At 70.0% G+C, this 17887-nt stretch carries 18 protein-coding genes and 1 pseudogene; 6 read left to right on the forward strand and 13 right to left on the reverse strand.

What is annotated here, in order from left to right; translation table 11 throughout:
* Positions 1-104: 104 nt before the first annotated feature.
* Positions 105-272 carry a nuclear transport factor 2 family protein gene (locus AAFF41_RS19685; RefSeq protein ID WP_343324345.1) on the forward strand — a complete coding sequence of 56 codons (168 nt, stop codon included), beginning with the start codon at positions 105-107 and terminating at the stop codon, positions 270-272.
* A 125-nt stretch (positions 273-397) separates the two neighbouring features.
* On the opposite strand, the gene AAFF41_RS19690 is transcribed toward AAFF41_RS19685, so the two are convergent.
* A complete protein-coding gene (locus tag AAFF41_RS19690) occupies positions 398-1150 on the reverse strand; it encodes an MBL fold metallo-hydrolase (protein WP_319747679.1) in 753 nt (250 codons plus the stop codon).
* 260 nt (positions 1151-1410) lie between these two features.
* On the opposite strand from AAFF41_RS19690, the gene AAFF41_RS19695 reads away from it, so the two are divergent.
* Positions 1411-1896, forward strand: a complete 486-nt coding sequence (locus AAFF41_RS19695; RefSeq protein WP_343324346.1) for a type II toxin-antitoxin system PemK/MazF family toxin — start codon at positions 1411-1413, stop codon at positions 1894-1896.
* Positions 1897-2157: 261 nt separating this feature from the next.
* On the opposite strand, the gene AAFF41_RS19700 is transcribed toward AAFF41_RS19695, so the two are convergent.
* The 7 genes and pseudogenes from AAFF41_RS19700 to clpS all read right to left on the reverse strand — a co-directional run bounded on the left by AAFF41_RS19700 (position 2158) and on the right by clpS (position 7177).
* On the reverse strand, positions 2158-3108 hold the full coding sequence (locus AAFF41_RS19700) for a PLP-dependent cysteine synthase family protein (protein WP_343324347.1): 951 nt from the start codon (positions 3106-3108) through the stop codon (positions 2158-2160).
* Positions 3109-3125: 17 nt separating this feature from the next.
* Positions 3126-3404 (reverse strand): MoaD/ThiS family protein, encoded by a 279-nt coding sequence (locus AAFF41_RS19705; protein ID WP_054229696.1) that lies wholly within the window; start codon positions 3402-3404, stop codon positions 3126-3128.
* 127 nt (positions 3405-3531) lie between these two features.
* Complete coding sequence (locus AAFF41_RS19710) at positions 3532-3633, reverse strand: putative leader peptide (RefSeq protein ID WP_312638615.1); 102 nt, start codon at positions 3631-3633, stop codon at positions 3532-3534.
* 156 nt (positions 3634-3789) lie between these two features.
* Positions 3790-4212: a M67 family metallopeptidase gene (locus AAFF41_RS19715; RefSeq protein WP_054229695.1), complete on the reverse strand. Its 423-nt coding sequence runs from the start codon at positions 4210-4212 to the stop codon at positions 3790-3792.
* A gap of 130 nt (positions 4213-4342) precedes the next feature.
* Positions 4343-5803, reverse strand: a complete 1461-nt coding sequence (locus AAFF41_RS19720) for an amino acid permease (RefSeq protein WP_343324348.1) — start codon at positions 5801-5803, stop codon at positions 4343-4345.
* A 353-nt stretch (positions 5804-6156) separates the two neighbouring features.
* A pseudogene (locus AAFF41_RS19725) lies at positions 6157-6761 on the reverse strand (DUF2017 domain-containing protein).
* A 98-nt stretch (positions 6762-6859) separates the two neighbouring features.
* On the reverse strand, positions 6860-7177 hold the full coding sequence (clpS, locus tag AAFF41_RS19730) for an ATP-dependent Clp protease adapter ClpS (RefSeq protein WP_148008615.1): 318 nt from the start codon (positions 7175-7177) through the stop codon (positions 6860-6862).
* Between the two features lie 119 nt (positions 7178-7296).
* Between clpS and AAFF41_RS19735 the strand changes: the two genes are divergently transcribed.
* Complete coding sequence (locus tag AAFF41_RS19735; protein ID WP_319747670.1) at positions 7297-8625, forward strand: nicotinate phosphoribosyltransferase; 1329 nt, start codon at positions 7297-7299, stop codon at positions 8623-8625.
* Positions 8626-8899: 274 nt separating this feature from the next.
* Complete coding sequence (locus tag AAFF41_RS19740) at positions 8900-9484, forward strand: isochorismatase family protein (protein ID WP_054229690.1); 585 nt, start codon at positions 8900-8902, stop codon at positions 9482-9484.
* 67 nt (positions 9485-9551) lie between these two features.
* Here the strand turns inward: AAFF41_RS19740 and AAFF41_RS19745 are convergent, their stop codons facing one another.
* Together AAFF41_RS19745 and AAFF41_RS19750 are read right to left on the reverse strand one after the other, a co-directional pair.
* Positions 9552-9893: a hypothetical protein gene (locus tag AAFF41_RS19745; RefSeq protein WP_095854392.1), complete on the reverse strand. Its 342-nt coding sequence runs from the start codon at positions 9891-9893 to the stop codon at positions 9552-9554.
* A gap of 121 nt (positions 9894-10014) precedes the next feature.
* Positions 10015-12360: an immune inhibitor A domain-containing protein gene (locus AAFF41_RS19750; RefSeq protein WP_343324349.1), complete on the reverse strand. Its 2346-nt coding sequence runs from the start codon at positions 12358-12360 to the stop codon at positions 10015-10017.
* Positions 12361-12868: 508 nt separating this feature from the next.
* On the opposite strand from AAFF41_RS19750, the gene AAFF41_RS19755 reads away from it, so the two are divergent.
* Positions 12869-13198 (forward strand): hypothetical protein, encoded by a 330-nt coding sequence (locus AAFF41_RS19755; protein ID WP_343324350.1) that lies wholly within the window; start codon positions 12869-12871, stop codon positions 13196-13198.
* A gap of 63 nt (positions 13199-13261) precedes the next feature.
* On the opposite strand, the gene AAFF41_RS19760 is transcribed toward AAFF41_RS19755, so the two are convergent.
* Both AAFF41_RS19760 and AAFF41_RS19765 read right to left on the reverse strand, forming a co-directional pair.
* A complete protein-coding gene (locus tag AAFF41_RS19760; protein ID WP_319747663.1) occupies positions 13262-13939 on the reverse strand; it encodes an RDD family protein in 678 nt (225 codons plus the stop codon).
* 122 nt (positions 13940-14061) lie between these two features.
* Positions 14062-15654 (reverse strand): RDD family protein, encoded by a 1593-nt coding sequence (locus AAFF41_RS19765; protein ID WP_319747661.1) that lies wholly within the window; start codon positions 15652-15654, stop codon positions 14062-14064.
* 255 nt (positions 15655-15909) lie between these two features.
* Between AAFF41_RS19765 and AAFF41_RS19770 the strand changes: the two genes are divergently transcribed.
* Positions 15910-16383, forward strand: coding sequence for an SsgA family sporulation/cell division regulator (locus AAFF41_RS19770; RefSeq protein ID WP_319747659.1), 474 nt, complete (start codon positions 15910-15912; stop codon positions 16381-16383).
* Between the two features lie 80 nt (positions 16384-16463).
* Here AAFF41_RS19770 and AAFF41_RS19775 read toward each other — a convergent pair whose 3' ends face one another.
* Positions 16464-17870, reverse strand: a complete 1407-nt coding sequence (locus AAFF41_RS19775; protein WP_319747657.1) for an FAD-binding oxidoreductase — start codon at positions 17868-17870, stop codon at positions 16464-16466.
* Positions 17871-17887 lie beyond the last annotated feature (17 nt).

Here is a 17887-nt window from a genome sequence, read left to right on the forward strand (position 1 = left end):
CACGGTCAGGACCTGGCCGGTCAGCGCCTCCGCGGCCTCGGAGGCCAGGACGACGTGCGGGAGATCCCGGCGCTGCGCGTGTCTATCCGACCGACGACGAGAACGTGGCGATCGCGGAGTGGAGCGTGAGGGGCGGCGTGGTGTCCAACGGCAATCCCTACGACATGAGTTACGCGACCTTCGCGACCTTCCGCGACGGTCTCATCGTGGACTACCGGGAGTACTGGAACCCGCAGGTCTTCCTGAACGCGCTCGCCGGCGCGAACTTCTGATCCCACAGCCGTAGTTGCAGGCCCCGGACGCCGCCGGCCGGCACGGATCGACGGCAGCCGCTGCCCGATGCCCGATGCCCGGACAGGTCCTGGGGCCGCCTGCACGGATCGGGTCCCCCCAGGATCTAGATCTCGTACGTCACCCTCGGCACCGCCAGCTCCACCGGACCGTCGAAGACCTCGCGTGCGTCGGCGAGGTTGACCGCGGGGTCCGTCCACGGCGGGATGTGGGTGAGCAGCAGGCGACGGGCGCCGGCGCGGTCGGCGCTCTCGCCCGCTTCGCGGCCGTTGAGGTGCAGGTCGGGGATCTTCTCCTTGCCGTGCGTGAACGCGGCCTCGCAGAGGAACAGGTCGGTGTCCCGGGCGAGTTCGTCCAGCGCGTCGGTGACACCGGTGTCCCCGGAGTACGTCAGCGACTTCCCGTCGTGCTCGATGCGGATGGCGTACGCCTCCACGGGGTGGCGCACCCGCTCCGTGTGCACGGTGAACGGGCCGATCTCGAACGTGCCCGGTTTCACGGTGTGGAAGTCGAAGACCTCGCTCATCGAGGAGGCGGTGGGAGTGTCCGCGTACGCGGTGGTCAGTCGCTGTTCCGTGCCCTCGGGTCCGTAGACGGGGAGCGGGTCGCAGCGGCCACCGTCGTGGCGGTAGTAGCGCGCGACGAAGTACGCGCACATGTCGATGCAGTGGTCGGCGTGCAGATGGCTGAGGAAGATCGCGTCGAGGTCGTAGAGACCGCAGTGGCGCTGCAGCTCGCCAAGGGCACCATTGCCCATGTCGAGAAGCAGCCTGAAGCCGTCGGCCTCGACGAGGTAGCTCGAGCAGGCCGATTCCGCGGACGGGAACGACCCCGAGCAGCCGACGACGGTGAGCTTCATAGGAGCTGGAACCTCCGCGCTGACAGGAAGTGCAGAGAGTAGATGCGGGGTGCAGGTACTCGGGTGCAGATACGGGAACGGGGGTCGTGCGGTCCGTCGAGCGTAAGGCGCAAAAGGGCGGGTCGCTCCTCCACCAGGGGCTGTTGTGGGCGAACTCACCTGTGGTGTCACCGGTTCGGATGGACGGTCGACCGGAGGTCGGATCCCTGGTTCTCGCGGGCGGCGGGCGGGGCGGAGTGCGCGCCGGTACCTTCTTTGGTATGGACACGTCCTGGTGGCTCGCGTTGGCGGCCGTGGTGCTGCTCGCGCTGGTCGCGACGCTGGTGGACGGCTGGGGGCGCCGTGGGCGCCGAGTGCGCCGTCCGGACCGGGCCGTCGGTCGGACTCGGCCGCCCGGGCGGCCGCCGGCCGGGGTGCGGAAGCGGCCCCGGGTGCCTCGGCCGCGGCCGGCGGAGATCTGGTGGGCGAAGGTTCCGTACGAGGGCGGGCCCGGGGAGAAGGACCGACCGTGTCTGGTGCTGGCCGTGCGGGGCGAACGGGTGACCGTCGCGAAGATCACGAGCAAGTACCACGACGAGCGGGCCGGGGTGATTCCGTTGCCGCCGGGTGCCGTCGGCGATGCCCATGGGCGGGCGAGCTTCCTGGAGACGGATGAGCTGCGCGAGGTGCCCTTGTGGGAGTTTCGGCGGCGGGTGGGGGTGGTGGATCCGGTCCTTTGGGACCAGGTCCGCTACTTGGCCGGCTGAGACCGTCGCTCGCCCCCGCCGCCCCTACCCGTCCCGTCCCCAACCTGGGGGCTCCGCCCCGAGCCCCCCATCGGCCTGAACGGCCTCGTCCTCAAACGCCGGACGGGCTGAGAGCTTTTAGGGGCGCGGGGAACTGCGCGCCCAACCCCCACCGGCCCGCAGCCGAAAGACCACCCCTCGGGGTCCGGGGCGGAGCCCCAGGAGGAGGGGACGGGTAGGGGCGGCGGGGGCGAGACACATCCGCGCCGCCGCCCGTGCGGCCTACGCCCAGAGCTGGCCCTGGAGGGTTTCGATGGCTTCTTCTGTGGTCGCGGCGGTGTAGACGCCCGTCGACAGGTACTTCCAGCCGCCGTCGGCGACGACGAAGGCGATGTCGGCGGACTCCCCGGCGGCGAGCGCCTTCTTGCCGACGCCGATCGCGGCGTGCAGCGCGGCCCCGGTGGAGACGCCCGCGAAGATGCCCTCCTGCTGGAGGAGCTCACGGGTGCGGGTGACCGCGTCGGCGGAGCCGACCGAGAAGCGGGAGGTGAGGACCGACGCGTCGTACAGCTCGGGAACGAATCCCTCGTCCAGGTTGCGCAGGCCGTACACGAGGTCGTCGTAGCGCGGCTCCGCGGCGATGATCTTCACGTCCGGCTTGTTCTCCCGGAGGTAGCGGCCGACGCCCATCAGGGTGCCCGTCGTGCCGAGGCCGGCGACGAAGTGCGTGATGGAGGGGAGGTCCGCCAGGATCTCGGGACCCGTCGTCGCGTAGTGCGCGCCCGCGTTGTCGGGGTTCCCGTACTGGTAGAGCATCACCCAGTCGGGGTGCTCGGCCGACAGTTCCTTCGCGACGCGCACGGCGGTGTTGGAACCGCCGGCCGCGGGGCTGGAGATGATCTCCGCGCCCCACATGGCCAGCAGGTCCCGCCGCTCCTGAGAGGTGTTCTCCGGCATCACGCACACCATGCGGTAGCCCTTGAGCTTCGCCGCCATGGCCAGCGAGATGCCGGTGTTCCCGCTCGTCGGCTCCAGGATCGTGCAGCCCGGCGTCAACCGGCCGTCCTTCTCCGCCTGTTCGACCATGTGCAGGGCCGGGCGGTCCTTGACCGAGCCGGTCGGGTTGCGGTCCTCCAGCTTCGCCCAGATCCGGACGTCGGCGGACGGCGAAAGGCGTGGCAGGCGCACCAGAGGGGTGTTGCCCACCGCGGCGAGCGGGGAGTCGTAGCGCATCAGCGATCAGCAGCCGATCAGACCATGCCGCCGGCCACGGCCGGCAGGATCGTCACGTTGTCGCCGTCGGTGAGCTTGGTGTTGATGCCGTCGAGGAAGCGGACGTCCTCGTCGTTCAGGTACACGTTGACGAAGCGGCGCAGCTGGCCGTCGTCGACGATCCGGGCCTGGATGCCCGCGTGCCGGGTCTCGAGGTCGGCGAAGAGCTCGGCGAGGGTCGCGCCGCCGCCCTCGACGGCCTTCTCGCCGCCGGTGTAGGTGCGGAGGATGGTGGGGATGCGGACCTCGATGGCCATGGTTGCGGGCTCCTGTCGGAAGGAAAAGTCAGGTCGGTGGGCGCGCGGCGGCGCGGGTGTGGCGGGGGGGGGGGACGCCGGTGGCGGCCCCGCGGAGCCGTGGCTCACGGCCGTACGGCGGCAGGGTTCAGCGCGTACAGATGGCGCTCTGCAGCCTGCACAGGTCGACGTGCAGCCGCGCCACGAGCAGCATGCCCGGCGTCTTGTCGCTCACGTCCTGGGAAACCATGGGCTCATCGTATCGATTCCCGGTCCGGGTCCCGGAGTGTGATCTCAGATGGTGGATGAATTCTGCCCGAAGTCCGGGATCCGAGCGGAGCCGGCAGGATCGGAGCGGAGTCGAAGCAGGGGATCGGAGCGGCGTCGGGGCGCAGTCGGAGCGGTGTCAGTACGCGTCCACGACCGTGACCTCCTCCTCCGTCACCTCTCCCTCGACGATCCGGTACGAGCGGAACTGGAAGGGACCCGCGTCGTCCGCGTCCGCCGTCGAGACGAGGACGTAGTGCGCGCCGGGCTCGTTGGCGTACGAGATGTCGGTGCGGGAGGGGTATGCCTCGGTCGCCGTGTGGGAGTGGTAGATGATCACCGGCTCCTCGTCGCGGTCGTCCATGTCGCGGTACAGCTTCAGCAGGTCGCCGGAGTCGAACTCGTAGAACGTGGGCGAGCGGGCGGCGTTGAGCATCGGGATGAAGCGCTCGGGGCGGCCCGAGCCCGCCGGGCCCGCGACGACGCCGCACGCCTCGTCGGGATGGTCCTGGCGCGCGTGGGCGACGATCTGGTCGACGAGGGCCTGGGTGATGGTCAGCATGTCGGTCAGGATAAGCAGGAAATCAAAAGGGGCCGCGCGCAGCGCGTCAGGCACGGTGGCGGCGGGCGACGGACGGGCCGCTCCGTACCGAGGGGTGGTACGGAGCGGCCCACATGCTGAACCGGGAAGGTCAGCCGACCTTCTCGAACGCCGGTTCGCGGCGCTCGGTGACCTGGGGGTTGCGTGCCTTGAGCACCCACCAGCCGATGGCCAGGGCCGCGGCCCAGCCGGCCATCACATACAGGCAGACGCGGGAGTCGGCGTCGTAGGCGATGAGGCCCGTGACGAAGAGCAGGAAGACGACCGCGATCCAGCTGCACTTCGCTCCGCCCGGGGCCGGGAAGGAGGAGGCGGGCAGGCGTCCGGCGTCGACCGCGCGGCGGTAGAGGATGTGGCTGACCAGGATCATCAGCCAGGTCCAGATGCCGGCGGCAGTGGCCACGGAGGTGACGTAGCCGAAGGCCTTCTCCGGGACGATGTAGTTCAGGATCACGCCGATGCCCATGAAGAGCATGGAGACGGTGATGCCGATCGCCGGGGTCTTGGTCGAGGAGAGCCTGCTGAAGACCTTGGGGGCCTCGCCGTTGTCCGCCAGGGTGCGCAGCATGCGGCCCGTGGAGTACATGCCGGAGTTGCAGGAGGACAGGGCGGCGGTCAGGACCACGAAGTTGACGATGCCGGCGCCGGCCGGGATGCCGATCTTCGCGAAGGCCTCGACGAAGGGGCTGACGCCCGGGGCGAACTCCGTCCACTTCACGACGCAGAGGATGACCGTGAGCGCGCCGACGTAGAAGAGCGCGATGCGCCACGGGAGGGTGTTGATCGCCTTGGGGAGGGTCTTCTCCGGGTCCTCGGACTCGCCCGCCGTGACGCCGACGAGCTCGACGGCGAGGTAGGCGAACATGACGCCCTGGAGCGTCATCAGGGACGAGCCGATGCCCTTGGGGAAGAAGCCGTCGAACTGCCAGAGGTTCGCGACGGAGGCCGTGTCACCGGCCGAGCTGAAGCCGAAGGTGAGGACGCCGAGGCCGATCACGATCATGCCGATCAGGGCGGTGACCTTGACCATCGAGAACCAGAACTCGATCTCTCCGAAGAGCTTCACCGAGATCAGGTTCGCCACGAAGAGGACGACCAGGAAGACCAGCGCCGTCACCCATTGGGGGATGGACGGGAACCAGTAGTGGACGTAGATCGCGGCGGCGGTGAGTTCCGCCATGCCGGTGACCACCCACATCAGCCAGTACGTCCAGCCGGTGAAGTAGCCGAAGAACGGGCCGAGGAACTCGCGGGAGTACTCCGCGAAGGAGCCCGAGACCGGGCGGTACAGGAGCAGCTCGCCGAGCGCCCGCATGATGAAGAAGATGATCACGCCCGCGAGGGCGTACATGAAGATGAGGCTGGGCCCCGCCTTGGCGATGTTCGCCCCGGCGCCCAGGAAGAGGCCGACGCCGATGGCGCCGCCGATCGCGATCATCTGGACCTGGCGACTGCCGAGCCCGCGCTCGTACCCCTCTTCGGGGGCGTCGCCGCCCACGGCCTCACTGCCGCTACGCGGCTCGTCGGTCTTGTCGACCTGCGATGAGGTCATGTGTGGTGCGCCTTTCTCCATGCCGGTCCGAGCCAGTCACTTGGCTTCGGATCGGGTTCCGATCCCCCCGGATGTGATGGAGCTGTGCCTGGCCGGCGGTCGCCGGCTCGGTGGCGCACCCGACCGGACATGGGTGGTGTCCTGTCGGGCGGTCGTGAAGATTTATCACGGCCGCAACCTGGGCAGCCCGCGGGTGATGTAAGGCACGCCACAGGGAGAAGCGGACAAACAGCACTCAGGCGTGCATACCAGGCCAGGACGGTGACGGGATCGTTATCCGGATCTGAGCGTCCTCTGAGCGAACACCGATTGAACCCTGAACCAACCCCTGACCAGGGCGTCTCGGCGTCCGATCAGTGCATCAGCGTCTCGACGAGCGTCTCCTGGAGACCGCCCAGCCACAGGTACGCCATCACCATCGGCTTGCGCGGGTCCTCGTCCGGGAGGCGGTAGAGGAGGTCGGTGTCCTCCTCGTCGACGACGTCGAGCCGGGCCCCGATCGCCAGGCGCAGGTCGTTGAGGGCGCGCAGCCACTGCTCGGACTCCCCGGGGAGAGCTTGAGGACCGCGCCGCCGTCGCCCGCCGTGGTGAGGGCGTCCAGCGAGCGGATCACCGCGAGGGCGTTCTCGCGCTTGCCGGCGCGCAGGTCGTTCTCGGTGAAGCGGCGGAACTCGGAGGAGTACGCCCGCTGCTCCTCCGCCTGTTCCGGCGAGGACGCCTCGACGTCGGGGCCGCTGTAGGCGTCCGGGAAGAGGCGCTGGAGCACGGGGTCGGAGGGCGGTTCGCTGGGGCCTTCCGCGAACAGTTCGGCGAGCGGGTCGTCGGGGGCGTTCTCCGCGGGGCCGGGACCGATGAGCTCCAGGAGCTGTACGGCGAGGGAGCGGATGATGGAGATCTCGACCTCGTCGAGCGCGACGGCCGCGCCGCCGCCGGGGAGCGGTTCGAAGTGTCCTGGCATGGAGTGAGTTCGCTACTTCCGGTCCTGCTCGCGGTTTACAGGGAGGGCTCGGGATGCTGCCGGTCCGACGGCCGCCGGTCCGACGACTTCCGGTCCCGCTATTTCCGGTCCTGCTGAAGGGTGGCCCACAGACCGTAGCCGTGCATGGCCTGTACGTCGCGCTCCATCTCCTCGCGCGTGCCGCTGGAGACGACCGCACGGCCCTTGTGATGGACGTCGAGCATGAGCTTGGTGGCCTTGTCCTTCGTGTAGCCGAAGTACGTCTGGAAGACATACGTCACATAGCTCATGAGGTTGACCGGGTCGTTGTGCACGATGGTGACCCAGGGGACGTCGGGCTCGGGTACGGCGAAGACCTCCTCCGCCGACTCGGTCTTTTCGGTCTCTAGGGGTGCGGGAGCGGTCACACGGCCCATGCTGCCACCAGAGAGGGGGGCCCGCACAAACGGACCCCCGGAATACAACGGGATACAACCGGAATACACCGACCTCCATAAATCGTCAGAGTGACGAGATGGGGGTACCATCCAGGCTTATGAACACAGCGGACCTTGGGCTGCCGGTGGACGTTCCCTCGACGGCGCTCTTCACGGACCAGTACGAGCTGACGATGCTGCAGGCCGCACTGGCCGCGGGGACCGCCGAGCGACGCTCGGTCTTCGAGGTCTTCACGCGGCGGCTGCCGGAGGGGCGGCGCTACGGCGTCGTCGCGGGCACCGGGCGGGTTCTCGACGCCGTCGAGAACTTCCGCTTCGACGCCGACGTCCTCGGCTTCCTGCGCGAGAACGCCGTCGTGGACGAGCCGACCCTGGAGTGGCTCGCCTCGTACCGCTTCGGCGGGGACATCTGGGGCTATCCCGAGGGCGAGGTGTACTTCCCGGGCTCGCCGATCCTGCGGGTCGAGGGGTCCTTCGCGGAGTGTGTGCTCCTGGAGACCGTGATCCTCTCCATCCTCAACCACGACTCGGCCATCGCGGCCGCCGCCTCCCGGATGGCCTCCGCCGCCGGGGACCGGCCGCTGATCGAGATGGGCGCCCGGCGGACGCACGAGCTGGCCGCGGTGGCGGCGGCGCGGGCCGCGTACGTCGGGGGCTTCACGACCACCTCCGACCTGGCCGCGGGCTTCCGCTACGGCATCCCGACCGTCGGCACCTCCGCACACGCCTTCACCCTCCTGCACGACCAGGAGCGGGACGCCTTCCAGGCCCAGGTGAACTCGCTGGGCCGGGGGACGACGCTGCTCGTGGACACGTACGACGTCGCGGAGGCGGTACGGATGGCGGTCGAGGTCGCCGGGCCGGAACTCGGGGCCGTACGGATCGACTCCGGAGACCTGCTGCTGGTCGCGCACCGGGTGCGGCAGCAGCTGGACGAGCTGGGCGCGAGGGACACGCGCATCATCGTGACCTCGGACCTGGACGAGTACGCGATCGCCTCGCTGGCGGCGGCGCCCGTCGACGCGTACGGCGTCGGTACGCAGTTGGTGACGGGTTCCGGCCATCCCACCTGTTCGATGGTCTACAAGCTGGTCGCCCGCGCCGAGTCGGCGGACCCGAAGGCTCCGCTGGAGCCCGTGGCCAAGAGGTCCACCGGCGGCAAGACCTCGATCGGCGGGCGCAAGTGGGCCGCGCGGCGGCTCGACGAGCGGGGGGTCGCCGAGGCCGAGGTGATCGGCACCGGGGTGGTCCCCGTGGCACTCGCCGACCGACAACTGCTGGTGGAGCTCGTCAAGGGCGGGCAGGTCCTGTCCCGCGAGCCCCTCGACGTCGTGCGCGACCGGCACGCGGCCTCCCGCGCCAACCTGCCGTTGTCGGCGACACAGCTCTCGCGCGGGGAACCGGTCATTCCGACGGAATACATCTGATACGGCCCACGCAATGCGCGCGGGGTGCGCCGGAGCGCGCGCGGGCGGCGCTCCGACCGGCTCCGGCCACCCTTGGGCAAACACGAATGAACGGGCGGTCAGCGGGAATGCAACGGCAACACGCACACCGCACCGGCCGCCGCAACGGGCCGTAACCGAATGACCCCTCCCGCGCCGCACGTGAAGTCTCTAGGCTCGGCTCCACAGGCCGGTCCCGCACACCCCCTGCCACATTCACCGACCCCATAGTCGACACAGTCGAAGGACACCGACCATGCGCCGCGCCTTGATCGTCGTAGACGTGCAGAACGACTTCTGCGAGGGGGGCAGCCTCGCGGTGGCCGGAGGCGCCGATGTGGCCGCCGCCATCACGGAGCTGATCGGGCAGGCGCCCGCCGGCTACCGGCATGTCGTCGCCACGCGTGACCTCCACATCGCTCCCGGTGGCCACTTCGCCGACAACCCCGACTTCGTCCACTCCTGGCCCGCGCACTGTGTGGCCGGCACGGAGGGGGTCGGCTTCCACCCGAACTTCGCACCGGCGGTCGCCTCCGGCGCGGTCGACGCCGTCTTCGACAAGGGCGCGTACGCGGCGGCGTACAGCGGTTTCGAGGGCGCCGACGAGAACGGGGTCGCGCTGGGTGACTGGCTGCGCGCCCGCGAGATCGACGAGGTGGACGTGGTCGGCATCGCCACCGACCACTGCGTCCGCGCCACCGCCCTGGACTCCGTCCGCAACGGCTTCCGCACCCAGGTCCTCCTGGACCTCACGGCCGGGGTCTCCGAGGAAACCACGGACCGCGCCCTCGAAGAACTCCGAGAAGCAGGCGTGGACCTGACAGGAAAGCCGGTCGTCTAGCCGTCCTGGCCGAAACCGCTGTCAGGCTCGCCCGGTGCCTACGTCCGTGCCGCCGAGTCGTCGCCGGTCAGGCCTGGGGTGCCGGGCGTCTCAGGAGGGATTTGAACGGGCGCCACAGTTCCTGGGTGAGGTCGGGGCCCTGGACGCCGCTGTCCGGGGTGGTGCGCCATATGAGGCCGTCGGGGTGGTGCAGGACGGCGGTGATCTCGTCGGGGGTGGGCGGGGCCGCGTTCCCGCGGAGGTAGACCGCGCGCAGGCCGAGGTTGCGCAGGCGCGTCAGGGCGCGGGCGCGGTTCTGGGCCAGGACCAGAAAGCGCACGGAGCCGGGGCCCGGGCCCGCCGGGCTGGGCAGGTTCAGCGCCACTACCACGCTGCCGTTCGGCAGCTTGCAAAAACCTCCTGCGGCCATGCCGTCACACCCCCGTGCGCACCGGTGTCAATAAGGAATCCACAGGACGCACCTAAACACGATCGGCGGCAACCCGCCAGAGGGTCGCCGCCGATACGCTTCTGACCTGCACACATACCGATTACTTCACCGCGGGGCCCACTTCGAGCGAGATCGTCGACCCGTCACGGGCCTCCTTGGCGATCCTGATCTTGGTGTTGGTGTCAGTGATCTTGACACCCGCGGTCGGGGCCGTCGTGTCGTAGTAGGTGCTGGTGTGGTCGTTGAAGACCGGCACCCCCGGCTTCGACGGGATCTTCGTCGCCACGTCCGCGCTGTGCAGCGTCAGACCGTCCGTGCGGTACAGGCTGAACGGCGAGTCGTACGACTGGATCCGGCTGCGCATCAGCGTTCCGTCGGACCATTTCAGCGCGGTGGAGTGCGAGTCGACCGGCAGGATCAGCCCGGAGCCCGCGTGCGCGCTGACGTTGTTGTCCTTCTGCGAGGTGTCCCACTTCCAGATCAACAGGCCGTTCTGGTAGGGGTAGTGCTCCACCCAGGACGGACGCGTCGTCGAGAAGCCGAAGTTGTACGGACCGGTCTTGAGGGTCTTGTCGTACGAGACGTACTGACGGTTCTCCGCGATGTAGTACTGCGGGTAGTCGTCGGTGAAGGACGCGCCGACGCGGGAGAAGCCGGCGGCGGTCCACGCGGCGTCCGCGGTCTCGGCGTTGTCCGAGAAGAGCGCCGAACCGTCCGCGGTCACGGAGATCTCGTCGGCCGCGAAGCCCTTCAGCGCCACGCCGCCGTCGCTCTGGTAGCGGAACCGCAGGTCGACCTTCTGGCCCGCGTAGGCGTCGAGCGGGAACGACAGCTTCTTGTACGCGTCCACCGTGCCGGTCAGCGCGGGCTTGCCACTGCCGTCGCGCGGGATCGGCTGCCCGTCCACCGTGCCGTCGATGGCGGTCCAGTTGGCGCCGCCGTCGGTGGAGACCTCGGTGTACAGGTAATCGTAGTCGGCCTCGATGTCGTACCAGCCGTCGAGCGTGAGGGCGGCCGACGACTTGCCGGTGAGATCGACGGAACGCGTCAGCGTGTTCTTGAGATCGTTGCCGCTGCCGCTCCACCACTGGGTCGAGCCCTGTGCCGGGGCGACGATCTCGGTGGTGACCGCCTTGTCCGGCAGCGAGACCACGAGGGCCTGCTTGTTCCTGGTGTTGTACTCGGCGACACCCAGCTTGTGCTTCGACTTCGTCGCGGCCTTGGCCGTGTCGTAGTTCAGCCAGCCGAGCTGCAGCTTGTCCCAGGCGTTCATGTCGCCGGGCAGGTCACCGATGGCGTTCCTGCCGGTGCCGAGCCAGGAACCGGAGGACATCAGGGTCCAGAATCCCGTGGAGTTCTCGGCCGAGTTGGTGGTGTCGTACTCGTCCGGCAGACCGAGGTCGTGGCCGTACTCGTGCGCGTAGACGCCGAGTCCGCCGTTCTCCGGCTGGATGGTGTAGTCGCCGACCCAGATGCCGGTGTCGCCGATCGCGGCGCCGCCCAGCTTGTTGCCGGCCGGACCCGTGGCGCCCGCGTCGGTGCCGAACGCGTACCAGCGGTGCGCCCAGATCGCGTCCTCGCCCTGCGCGCCGCCGCCCGCGGACTCGTCCTCACCGGCGTGCACGATCTGGAAGTGGTCGATGTAGCCGTCGGGCTCGTTGAAGTTGCCGTCGCCGTCGTAGTCGTAGCGGTCCCACTGGTCGTACTTGGCCAGGTCCGCCTTGATGTCCGCGTCGGACCTGCCGGCCGCCTTCTGGTCGGCGACCCAGGCGGTGACACCGTCCCGGACCGCGTACCAGGCGCCCGTGGACGCCTTGTTGGAGCCGTAACGGGCCTCGTTGTAGGGGACCTTGACCCAGTCGGTGACCTCGCCGTCGACCGAGTAGCGGCCCGAGGACTGCTTCTCGTAGTACTTCTTCAGCGACTCGGTGTTCTTGCCGGTGCCGAAGTAGAGGTCCTGGAAGTGCGCCTGGTTGTAGTCCGCCTGCCAGGCCGTGCTGTTGTCCTGGGTGCGGTCGGGCGCGGCTATCTGGTTGTGCAGCGGGCCCACGGTGCCGCCGTAGCGGCTGTCGACCTGGTCGCCGAACTCGACCAGGATCGTGAAGATCTTGTCGGTCTTCTCGCGGCCGAGCTCGACGTACTTGTTCTTGCCCTTGAGCTTGACGACCTGCGAACCATTCCGGTCCTGGACCTTCGCGTCCCCGGATATGACCTGGTTCAGGGCCTCTTCGCGCTGTGCTTCCTGGGTCTTGCTGAGCGGGCCGTCGAGGTCGTGTTCGGCCTCGTTGCCGGCCGGCCGGGGCTCGTGGCGGTTCGCGCTCGCCGAGGCCGCCGCCGAAGCGGCATCGTCTGCCTGCGCAACGGCGAACGTCGAGAACGTGGCGGTGGCCGCCGCGAGGGCGACACCCACCGCGGCCGCTCTGAACGTCCATGGTCTGCTGGTCACTTGAAGTCCTCCCCTGCGTCCGTTCGCGCGGATGGGGGGATCCCGGGGTGATGGAGGTCCGCGCGCTTATACGCGTGTCAAGTGACGACATTCGACCGGAGTTACCAAAGAAAAGACAGATCTTGACTTGAACCTGGCAACTGCATTATGCGGAGCGGCAGTTCGGTATCCGAACGGTGATCGGCCCCCTCAACGGGCGCGTCCATCCGTCCACTTGGTGGACGCGATGACTCCGTGCGCCCCCTGTGCTCCGGCACCGTGGGTAAGGTCACGCTTACCGGACGTTCCACTCGGGCATGCAGGCGAATAGAGTCGATTGGCGGAACGTTGGAATGTCAACGGATCGACAAGTCGACACCGTTGTCGTCCCGCGATTCGCAGCCCCACCCTGACCGGCGGCACCACTCCCGTTGTCGATCGTCCCGGTCGCCGTCCGGTCCCGTTGTTGTCCGCATCCTCCCCCATCGCGAGAGGCACGGGGGGAGTACCCCCACCCCGAGGAATCGCCATGCCTCGTCCGACCGCCGCACAGCTCGCCTACGGTTCCTGCACCGTGATCTTCTCCACCCTCGCCATGCTGCTGCTGTCTCAGACGAGTTCGGGCCTGGGGATCGCGGTGATCACCCTCTCGGCACTCGCTCTCGGACTGCTCGTCGCCGTAACGGTTCCGCTGCCGAAGCGCGTGCGTTCCGGCTCCTTGGCCGCCGTACCGGCTCCCGCGCCGGCCCCCGTTCAGGAACGGGTGCCCGCACAGCGCGAGACCGCGTCCGTCTCTGCGTCCTTGTCGTCCGTGTCGTCGGCGTCCGTCTCCGCCGTACGCGAACCGGCGGGCCCGTGATTCCACGAACCCGCCGCTCTCCCGGTCAGCCGTCTCCTCGTGGAGTGCGGCTGATCGCGTATGTCAGCCCGTGCTGACCACCACCGTCTTGGCCGCCTTGTCGTGCAGGCCCTGCTTGTAGGGCTTGTCGAAGTAGCTCCACCCGCCCGCGATCGCGGTCCAGACGCACGCGCAGCAGAACGCGAACGGGATCCAGAGCACCAGCGAGCGCACCAGCGTGGTCTGCACGGAGGGCGTGGCGCCGTTGTCGAGGTCGGCCACCCTCAGGTTGAACAGCTTCTTGCCGAGGGTCTGCCCCGACCTGCTGATCATGATGGTGTCGTAGCCGGTGTAGAGCACCGCGGCGATCACGGACTGCCCGAAGCCCCTGCTGTACTCGATCTTGTCGGCGTTCATGTTGTACTGCATGACCCCGAAGGCCCAGGACAGCAGCCACACCACGATGCCCACCAGGATCATGTCGATGATCCTGGCCACCGTACGTTTGCCGCTGTCGGCGAGTGGGGGCATGCCGGCCAGCGGGTCGCCGCCGTAGGGTCCGCCGGGGCCGTACGGGTCGCCGCCGCCGTGCGGGGGCGGCTGGTCGCCGTACGGGGAGTCGTACGGGGAGCCCTGGGGCGGTGTGGGCGGCGAAGGGCCGTCGTAGGGGGAGCCGCCGCCCTCGGCGGGCGGGGGCTGCTTCTTGAACGGATCCTCGTCCGGTGGCTGACCCGAACCCGGGGGCGGCGGTTCGCTGCTCATGGCCCGAGTCGACCGCGAACCCCGTCGCCGCGCATCCGGCGAGCGGCCGTCCGGGGGACCGGGCTCCCGGACGGCCGCGCCGCCGCGCGGGGAGTCAGGCCACCAAGACGGCGTACGGGCGGCTACGCGGCCACGAAGGTGTGGGCCGCCTTGTCGTGCCAGCACTGGCGCCAGGGCCTGTCGAACAGGCACCACAGGACGCCGACGACACCGATGACGAGGACGCCGGGGACCGCGTACACGAGCCAGCGGCGCAGGGCCCGCCCGAAGGACGGTGGTTCGTGGCCCTCGATGTCCCGGACCTCGATGCCGCACACCTTCTTGCCGAGGGTGCGGCCCCACTTGGCGGTGGGCAGCGCGTCGTACAGGACGCCGAAGAGGAGCAGGACGGTCAGGACGATCCCGAGGTAGCCCGTGGTCGTGCCGTCGAGCAGCCACACCGTGACGGTCTGGCCGGACCGCTTGGCCGCGTCGACCTTCTCGTTGATGTGGTCGATCGCCTTGGTGCCCAGTGGTACGGCGGCCACGGCGGTGACGGTCGCCAGTACCGCGGTGTCCACGATCCGGGCCAGCAGCCGCCTGCCGAGGCTCGCCGGGCGCGCCTCGGACTGTCTGCGGGCGGCGGCCTGGAACACGTCGTCCACCGGCGGCTTCCACGGCACGACGGGCTGCCCGTCGGCACCCTGGTCACCCGCGAGCCGGTGCACCTGCTGGGCCCAGGACGGCTGTCCCCCACCGGGGCCACTGGTGAGGGGCGTGGCGGCGGGGCCGGTGGACTGCTGGGGCACAGAGGGAGCGGAGGGGGTGGAGGGTGCGGGGGTGGCCGGCTGCCTCGGGGCGGCGGACTGGGCCGACTGGGGCGCCGCCTCCGCCGCGGCCTGGGCGGCCTGCCCGGCACCGAAGCCTCCCCCGGCCCCGGCGGGGCCGCCCGCCGCTGGCGTGTCCGCCCCCGGTGCGCCGGTGTCCGGAGCCGTGCCCCCGGTCTGCGCCCCCCGTTGCGGCCCCGTGCGCGGGGCGGACGGGCGGAAGATCATGGTGCCCTCGGACGGGGCGGGCTCCGCGGCGCCGTCGGGGTGATCGGTGCCGGCGAACTGCGCGCCGCTCGCCGGGGCCGCGGACGCACCCTCGACGCCGGTGGCCCGCGCCGGTCCCGTGGGGCGACGGAACACCACGGTGCCGCCGGACGCGGGAGGTTGCGCGGCGCCGCCCCGGTCCGCGGGCGGGATCGTCGCCGTGCCGTCGGCGCGGGCGGACTCACCGTCCGGCTGGACGACGGCGTCCCCCGGTTCGGCCGCGCGCGCCAGCCGCGGGTCGGCTGTCGGGGGCGCGCCCCAGGACACTCGGCGGTCCTGCTCGCCGCCGAAGCCGGACTGCTGGGAGCGGTCGGCGCCCCACGCGGCCGCGGGCCCGGGCCTGTTGCCGTGCTGCGCCTCGGCCGGGCTCACCCGGCGCGGCTCAGCGGCGGGTCGCGGGTCCTCGTCGAAGAAGTGCGGGCCGGTCTCCTCGGCGGGGGCCGGAGCGGGCGCGGGGACGGAGGCCGTCGGCCGGGTACCGGACGGCGGCGAGAGCGGTACGCCGTCGGAGGGCGCGGGACGGCTCGTACCCGGTACCCAGGAGGCACCGTTCCAGTACCGGACATATCCAGGAATGGAGGGGTCCGGGTAATACCCTTCACGGGGCCGGTCGTCACCGGGGGCCGGGGTTGGGGCGCTCATGTCCGTCGTCCCGTATCTGCTCGGGGGTTTTTGGGGGTTCCACATCTATCAGACGGGCGCGCCTGTCAGCGGCGCTCCCGCCGTACCCACCTCTTTCGGGCAAGGTTCCGCCACAAGCGGTCGCCGTCCGGAACACGGTCTCGGAACGCCCGCCAAAAAACTTCTTCGAACCCGCGTAATGGTTCCGCGTGATCGCGCTCTCCACTCGTACGGGCCCGCCCTGAGGGCCCCGTACCCGAAAGGAAGCGCATCGACATGCACATCGTGGTGGAACGCGAACTCGAGATCGACCTCGTCCTGTCGCCCGAACGCAGCATCCCCGTACCGGCCCGGCTCACCTACCGCTCCGACGACCCCTACGCCGTCCACGTCACCTTCCACATCGGCTCCGCCCATCCCGTCGGCTGGACCTTCGCCCGTGAACTGCTCGTCGAGGGGGTGTTCAGGCCGTGCGGGCACGGCGACGTACGGGTGTGGCCGACGAAGGTCGCGGGCCGCAGCGTCGTCCTGATGGCGCTCAGCTCCCCGGACGGGGACGCCCTCCTCCAGGCGCCCACCGCGCAGGTGTCCGCCTGGCTGGAGCGCACCCTGCAAGCGGTCCCGCCGGGCTTCGAGGCCGAACGGCTCGGCATCGACGAGGGCCTCGCCGAGTTGCTGACCCCGACCCCGGCCGACGACCTGTGGCTGCGCGACCCGTGGCCGTCGGACGAGTCGAAGGACGGCGAGTGAACCCGTTCGCGTCCCTGTTTCCGATACCGGCCCGGTGCGCGCTGACCGGGCCCGCGTCGCGCGGTCGCCGAGGCAGGGCTCTACAGCACCTTGCCCGGGTTCAGGATGCCCAGGGGGTCGAAGGCGGCCTTGATGCCGCGCTGCATCTCCACGCCCACCGGTCCGAGCTCGCGGGCCAGCCACTCCTTCTTCAGGACTCCGACGCCGTGTTCACCGGTGATGGTGCCGCCGAGTTCCAGACCGAGGGCCATGATCTCGTCGAAGGACTCGCGGGCGCGCCGCGACTCGTCGGGATCGTCGGCGTCGAAGCAGACGGTGGGGTGGGTGTTGCCGTCGCCCGCGTGCGCGCAGACACCGATGGTCAGGGAGTACTTCTCGGCGACCCGTTCGATGCCTTCGAGCATGTCGCCGAGCCGGGAGCGCGGCACGCACACGTCGTCGATCATCGTGGTGCCCTTGACCGCTTCGAGCGCGGTGAGCGACAACCGCCGTGCCTGGAGGAGCAGTTCGGATTCCGCCGCGTCCTCCGCGGGGACCACCTGCGTCGCGCCCGCGGCCTCGCACAGGACGCCGACGGCGGCCAGGTCGGCGGCCGGGTCGTGGGTGTCGAAGGCGGCGAGGAGGAGCGCCTCGGTGGTCTCCGGGAGGCCCATGTGGGCCAGGTCGTTGACGGCCTTGACCGTCGTACGGTCCATGAGTTCGAGGAGGGAGGGGACGTGCCCGCCCTCCATGATCCGGACCACGGCGTCGCAGGCGGCCCGCGCCGATCCGAACTCCGCCGCCAGCACCAACTGCCGGGGCGGCTGCGGCTTGAGCGCCAGGATCGCCCGTACGACGATGCCGAGCGAGCCCTCGGATCCGACGAAGAGGCGGGTGAGGTCGTACCCGGCGACCCCCTTCGCCGTACGGCGGCCGGTGGACATGAGCCGTCCGTCGGCCAGCACCACGTCGAGGCCGAGGACGTACTCGGCCGTCACGCCGTACTTCACACAGCACAGGCCGCCGGAGGCCGTGCCGATGTTCCCGCCGATCGTGCACATCTCCCAACTGGAGGGGTCCGGCGGGTAGTACAGACCGTGTTCGTTCACGGCGCGGGAGAGGGTGGCGTTGATGACGCCGGGTTCCACGACGGCGATCCGGTCGACCGGGTTGATCTCCAGGATGCCGTCCATCTTCACCAGCGACAGCACGATGCAGCCGTCGGAGGCGTTGGCGGCGCCGGACAGGCCGGTGCGGGCGCCCTGCGGGACGACCGGGACACGCAGCTCGGTCGCGATCCGCATGACGTGCTGGACCTGTTCGACGGTACGGGGCAGGACGACGACGGCGGGGGTGCCCGCCTCGCAGAAGCTCGCCATGTCGTTCGCGTACGAGGCCGTGACGTCCGGGTCGATGAGGACGGCCTCGGCCGGCAGGCCGCTCAGCAGGCGGTCCACGAGGTTGCCGGTGACTTCGTCGCGCGGGGCTTCGATACGGCTCATGATCACAGCGTCGCACTCGGGGC

Origin of the sequence: Streptomyces mirabilis (genome assembly GCF_039503195.1) — a bacterium.
Classification (GTDB): domain Bacteria; phylum Actinomycetota; class Actinomycetes; order Streptomycetales; family Streptomycetaceae; genus Streptomyces; species Streptomyces mirabilis_D.